This is a genomic window from Kineococcus indalonis, from assembly GCF_009906395.1.
GTDB lineage: Bacteria > Actinomycetota > Actinomycetes > Actinomycetales > Kineococcaceae > Kineococcus > Kineococcus indalonis.
Map to the genome: position 1 here is coordinate 1 of NZ_JAAALM010000318.1, position 4,876 is coordinate 4,876.

Sequence of the window (4,876 nt, forward strand, 5' to 3'; positions counted from 1 at the left end):
GCCCCCGTCCTGCCCCTTCCCGCGCGGTCGACCTTGCGCGGTGGTGGCGGTGCGTCAAGCTGGTGCCGTGGTCGACTCCCCCACCGATGACGTGCTGCTCGCCGCGGGCCGCCTCACCCTGGTCACGTCCCGCGTGGACCACGCGCTGTCGCAGTTGTGGAGCACGCTGGACCGCACGAGCAGGAGCAGGAGGATCCGGGGGGGCAAGGGCGTGCGCGCCCGGGTGCGCCGCCTGGCGTGCGAACGGCTGACCGGGCACCTGCTCGACGAGGTCCTGCAGGCCGTCGACTCCGCCGAGGACCTCGCCCGGGCCCAGCACGAGCTGCTGCACCAGGAGTGGGCGCTGGCCGGCCCCGCCGACCGGCAGCGCGCCCCGCGCAGCTGGGAGGAGGCTCCCGACGCGCTCAGCCGCTGGCGCCCCGCGGGTCCCGGCGCGGCGAGCACGGCCGCGACCCGGCCGGAGGCCGAGGTGCTGGCCGCGCTGCAGCGGCTGCACGGGGAGTTCACCGGACTGCTCGAGCACCTGGGCGAGCTGACCGTGGCGGTGGCCCGGGCCCGAGACCTGGGCGACCCGCCGGACTGGGACGGGCCCGCTCCCCGGGGACGGCGGCTGACGGCGACGTACGGCACCCCGGGCGGCACGACGGGCGCCGCGCCCGGCGCCGACGACGGCGGGGCGCAGGCCCTGGTGCTGACGCTGCCGGAGACGGGCCAGCGGCACTCGCGGGTGCCGCTGCACGAACCCGGGCAGCCCGACACCGCCGGGGCCGGGCATCAGGACGGGTCTCAGGACGGCCGGCAGGACGGCCGGCAGGACGGCCGGCAGGACGGTGCGCCGCAGGGGTGGACGTCCGCGCGGGGGCGCGGGCAGCGCCGGTCGCCGGGGTGGTACCGGTTGCTGCCGTGGGCCCCCGCGCAGCCCGGCGCGCCCATGAGCACCGACGTGCTGGACCAGGCGCTGGCCCGCGCCGGCTGGCACCGCGTCATGCCCTGGACCAGCGGCGAGGACGGCACCTCGATCACCACCAGCGTCGAGCGCTCCACCCGCGCCGGCGCACCGCGCCCGTGACGCGCGCCGGCCGGCGCGGGCCCGGTCAGGGCCGGGAGCAGCGGTGGGCGCGACGGCGGGAGCAGCGGTGGGCGCGACGGCGGGAGCAGCGGTGGGCGCGACGGCGGGAGCAGCGGTGAAGGTCGTCTGGAACGCCGACAACGGCCGCTACGCCGACAACCCGCGGGCGCTGCACGAGGGGCTGCTCGCGCGCGGCGGCGGGCACGAGCACGTCTGGCTGGCCGACCCCCGGCACGCCGCCAGCTTCCCGCCGGGCGTGGCCACCGTGCCGATCGGCACCCCGCGGGCCGTGGAGGCGCTGGAGTCCGCGGACGTGCTGGTCTCCAACACGCACGTGCAGCTGGACCGGTGGCGCAAGCGCCCCGGGGCGAGGTACCTGCAGACCTGGCACGGCACGCCGCTCAAGCGCATCCACCGGGACGCCGCGCACCTGCCCGCCGAGGAGGTGATGGCCGAGCTCGACGAGGACATCGCCCGCTGGGACCTGCTCGTCAGCCCCAGCGCCGCGGCGACGCGGCTGCTGCGGGCCGCGTTCGCGTACACCGGCGCGGTGCTCGAGACCGGCTACCCGCGCAACGACGTCCTGTCGGCCCCCGACCGCGACGCCCGCCGCGCCCGCGTGCGCGCGGCGCTGGGCATCGCGGACGGGCAGAGCGCCGTGCTGTACGCGCCGACGTACCGCGACGACGAGGCCGCCGCCGGCGTCGAGGCACCGCTGGGGCTGGACGTCGAGGCCCTCGCGCAGCAGCTCGGCGCGGGCAGCGTCCTGCTGCTGCGGCTGCACCGGTTCGTCAGCCACCAGCGCCGTGCCGCCCCCGGTGAGCGGGTGCGCGACACCTCCGAGCACCCGGAGGTGTCCGACCTGTACCTGGCCGCCGACGTCCTGGTCACCGACTACTCCTCGTCGATGTTCGACTTCGCGGTCACCGGCAAACCGATCGTGCTGTACGCGTACGACCTGGAGCACTACCGCGACCGGTTGCGCGGTTTCACGCTGGACCTGCGGGCCGAGGCGCCGGGGCCGGTGCTGCTGGAGCAGGAGGAGCTCGCCGAGGCGCTGCGCGACCTGCCCGCGGTGGCCGCGGCCCACGCGCAGCGCTACGCCCGCTTCGCGCGGCGCTACTGCGCGCTGGAGGACGGCCGGGCCGGCGAACGCGTCCTGGACGCCGTGTGGCCCCGGTGAGCGCTCCTCACGCCCGGCCCCGTTCCAGCTCCTCGTCGGCCTGCCGCCAGCGCAGCCACTGCGGGTCGAAGCCCGGCGCGTGCCGGAACAGCAGGGCGATGTCGAGCAGGACGTGGGTGAGGTTGTCCGCGGTCAGCTCGCGCCGGTCGCGCACGGCCCGCCGGTACTGGCGCACGAAACCGGCCCAGGCGGCGCGGGCGTCGGCGTCCGCGTCGGCCAGGCCGAACAGGGGCTGCGTGGAGCGCGCCTCCCGCTCGACGAAGCAGGCGACGGCCTCGGCGGTGGCACGCGGTACGGGTTCGGCCGGCACACGGGCATCCTGCCCGACGACCCGTGCCCGACGGCGCAGCGGGTGATCGCCGACGACCCCCGACCCGCCGGCGCCCCGGCGCCCCCGGGGGCCGGGGGCGCCCGTGCGACGCGCACGGGCGGCGGCGCCTACGATCGCTCGGCGCCCGCCCGGGACGCCGCCCCGCGCCGGGGCGCTGGGGACCACGCAGCAGGAGGCCCGATCGTGTCGTCACGCCCGTCGCTGCGCCGTCCGCCGGGGCCCGCGCCGGCGGCGCTGCCGGTGGTCGCCTGCAAGCTGTACCTGGCCGACGGGCGCCAGCGCCGCGTCTCCGACCTCGAGGCGGCGCTGGCCGACGCCCGCGCCGACGGCGGTTTCGTGTGGGTGGGCCTGCACGGCACCAGCGCCCGCGACCTGGAGCGCCTCGCGACCACCTTCCGCCTGCCCGCCCTGGCGGTCGAGGACGCGATCAACGCGCACCAGCGCCCGAAGTTCGAGCAGTACCCCGACCTGACGTTCGCGGTGCTCAAACCCGTGCGCTACGTCGACCACGACGAGGTCGTCGACATCGCCGAGGTCGCCGTCTTCCTGGGCGCGCACTTCCTCATCACGGTGCGCCACGGGCAGTCCTCCGTGGTCGCCGACGTGCGCGCCGAGCTGGACGTGCCCGAGCTGGACCGGGCCGAGCTGGCCGAGCTCGGCCTGGTCGGGGCGGACGTCGACCTCGACGTGCCCCTGACGGGCGCGGCGCACGCCCTCACGCCGGCGTCCGTGCTCTACCGGCTGCTCGACCACGTCGTCGACGGCTACGGCGAGGTCGTGCAGGCCATCGCCATCGACGTCGAGGAGATCGAGGAGCAGGTCTTCAGCGGCGGGGAGGACGAGCACGCCGAGCGCATCTACAAGCTCAAGCGCGAGGTGCTGGAGTTCCGGCGCGCCGTCCTGCCGCTGGTGGTCCCGCTGCAGCGGCTCGTCGAGGGCGGCCCCACCGGACCGCGGGCCGACGCGGTCGCGGAGGAGAAGCGGCCCTACTACCGCGACGTGCTGGACCACCTGCTGCGCGCCGCGGACGCCGTCGACGGCTACGACCGCCTGCTGACCGACGTCCTGCAGGCGCACCTGACGCAGGTCAGCGTGCGGCAGAACCGCGTGACGGCCCGCCAGAACGAGGACATGCGCAAGATCTCGGCGTGGGCGGCGATCGCGCTGGTGCCCACGGCCATCGCCGGCATCTACGGCATGAACTTCGACAACATGCCGGAACTGCACACCCGCTACGGCTACTTCGTCGTGCTGGCCGTCATCCTCGCCGCCTGCGTGGGGCTGTACGTGGCCTTCCGGGCCAAGAAGTGGCTGTGAGCGGCTCGGCGCCGACGGGGACGGGCGGCTCTGCACCGGCGGTCCCCGTCGCGCCCCCGGAGCTGCTCCGGGCGCGGCAGGGCGCCGCCCTCGCCGGCGATCCGCGCCGTCTCGGTGAGGCGGTGGTGTCCCGCCGGTCCCAGGTGCGGCGGTGGCGCTGCGCTCACCCCGCGGCGGGCGGCACCACCACGTCGTAGCGGTGCGCCAGCGCGCGCCGCTCGCCGTCGGTGAGGCCGTCGCGCCCGCGCAGGTTCGCGGGTTCACCACCCGCCCAGGGGTGCGCACCGTCCTGCGCCTGCGCCGCGGCGCGCCCGACGGCCCGCCCGACGGCCTCCTCGACGGCCCGCCCGACGGGCACGGCCGGGTGCGCCTGGCCCCGGTGGGCCGCCGCGACCTCCAGCACCGCCTCGACCACCGGGTCCACGGCGGGCCCGGCCGGGGGGCGCCCGTCGCGCGCGCGCTCCCCCCGCCCGCGGCCCGCGGTCTCGGCGCGCCCGCTCGTGCTGCGCTGCTTCGGCATGGCGTCCTCCTGCGCACGCCCCGGCGTGCCCCCTGCTGGAGAGATCGAGCACCTGTCCGTCCTCCACGGTGCGGCGGGCAGCGCCGCGGTGCCACCCCGACACGCCCGGCGCGGGCGGATCGTTGACGAACCGCGACCTCGTGGAGCCCGCGGGGAGCCCGTCGCGCACCCGCCCGGGGGCAGCGCGCTCAGTGCGCGGCGAGGTACTGCTCGCGCACGCGGGTGCTGAGCGGACCGCGCGGCGGCACCGCGATGCCGTTGGCCGCCGCCCACTGCCGCACGGCGCGCGCGTCCAGCCCCGGCGCGCCGGCCCCGGCCGCCGCGCCGGCCCTGGCCGGGGCGGCGGTCACCTCCTTCGCCGCCGGCTCCCCGGCCCGGCGCGGCGGGGCCTTCTTCGCGGTCCTGCGGGTGGCGGCCGTGCGACCGGCGCGGCCGCCACCCGCAGGACCGCGAAGA

At 77.7% G+C, this 4,876-nt stretch carries 6 protein-coding genes; 3 read left to right on the forward strand and 3 right to left on the reverse strand.

Annotated elements, in window-relative coordinates; all coding sequences use genetic code 11:
• The first annotated feature begins 67 nt into the window (after window positions 1-67).
• The gene (locus GTR00_RS14655) at window positions 68-1,069 is read left to right on the forward strand and encodes a serine/threonine-protein kinase (protein ID WP_166612343.1); all 1,002 of its coding nucleotides are present in this window, start codon (window positions 68-70) and stop codon (window positions 1,067-1,069) included.
• A 115-nt stretch (window positions 1,070-1,184) separates the two neighbouring features.
• Window positions 1,185-2,252 carry a CDP-glycerol glycerophosphotransferase family protein gene (locus GTR00_RS14660; protein ID WP_166612344.1) on the forward strand — a complete coding sequence of 356 codons (1,068 nt, stop codon included), beginning with the start codon at window positions 1,185-1,187 and terminating at the stop codon, window positions 2,250-2,252.
• A gap of 7 nt (window positions 2,253-2,259) precedes the next feature.
• Here GTR00_RS14660 and GTR00_RS14665 read toward each other — a convergent pair whose 3' ends face one another.
• Window positions 2,260-2,562, reverse strand: coding sequence for a hypothetical protein (locus tag GTR00_RS14665; RefSeq protein ID WP_166612345.1), 303 nt, complete (start codon window positions 2,560-2,562; stop codon window positions 2,260-2,262).
• A 204-nt stretch (window positions 2,563-2,766) separates the two neighbouring features.
• On the opposite strand from GTR00_RS14665, the gene GTR00_RS14670 reads away from it, so the two are divergent.
• Window positions 2,767-3,900 carry a magnesium and cobalt transport protein CorA gene (locus tag GTR00_RS14670; RefSeq protein WP_166612346.1) on the forward strand — a complete coding sequence of 378 codons (1,134 nt, stop codon included), beginning with the start codon at window positions 2,767-2,769 and terminating at the stop codon, window positions 3,898-3,900.
• A gap of 163 nt (window positions 3,901-4,063) precedes the next feature.
• Here GTR00_RS14670 and GTR00_RS14675 read toward each other — a convergent pair whose 3' ends face one another.
• Both GTR00_RS14675 and GTR00_RS14680 read right to left on the reverse strand, forming a co-directional pair.
• On the reverse strand, window positions 4,064-4,420 hold the full coding sequence (locus tag GTR00_RS14675; RefSeq protein ID WP_166612347.1) for a hypothetical protein: 357 nt from the start codon (window positions 4,418-4,420) through the stop codon (window positions 4,064-4,066).
• Between the two features lie 188 nt (window positions 4,421-4,608).
• A partial coding sequence (locus GTR00_RS14680; RefSeq protein ID WP_205705843.1) for an Lsr2 family DNA-binding protein occupies window positions 4,609-4,876 on the reverse strand: 268 nt, incomplete at its 5' end.

Bases quoted from the DNA above. Each gene is read 5' to 3' on its own strand.
- GTR00_RS14675 (WP_166612347.1), bottom strand. From the start codon at position 4,420: ATGCCGAAGCAGCGCAGCACGAGCGGGCGCGCCGAGACCGCGGGCCGC.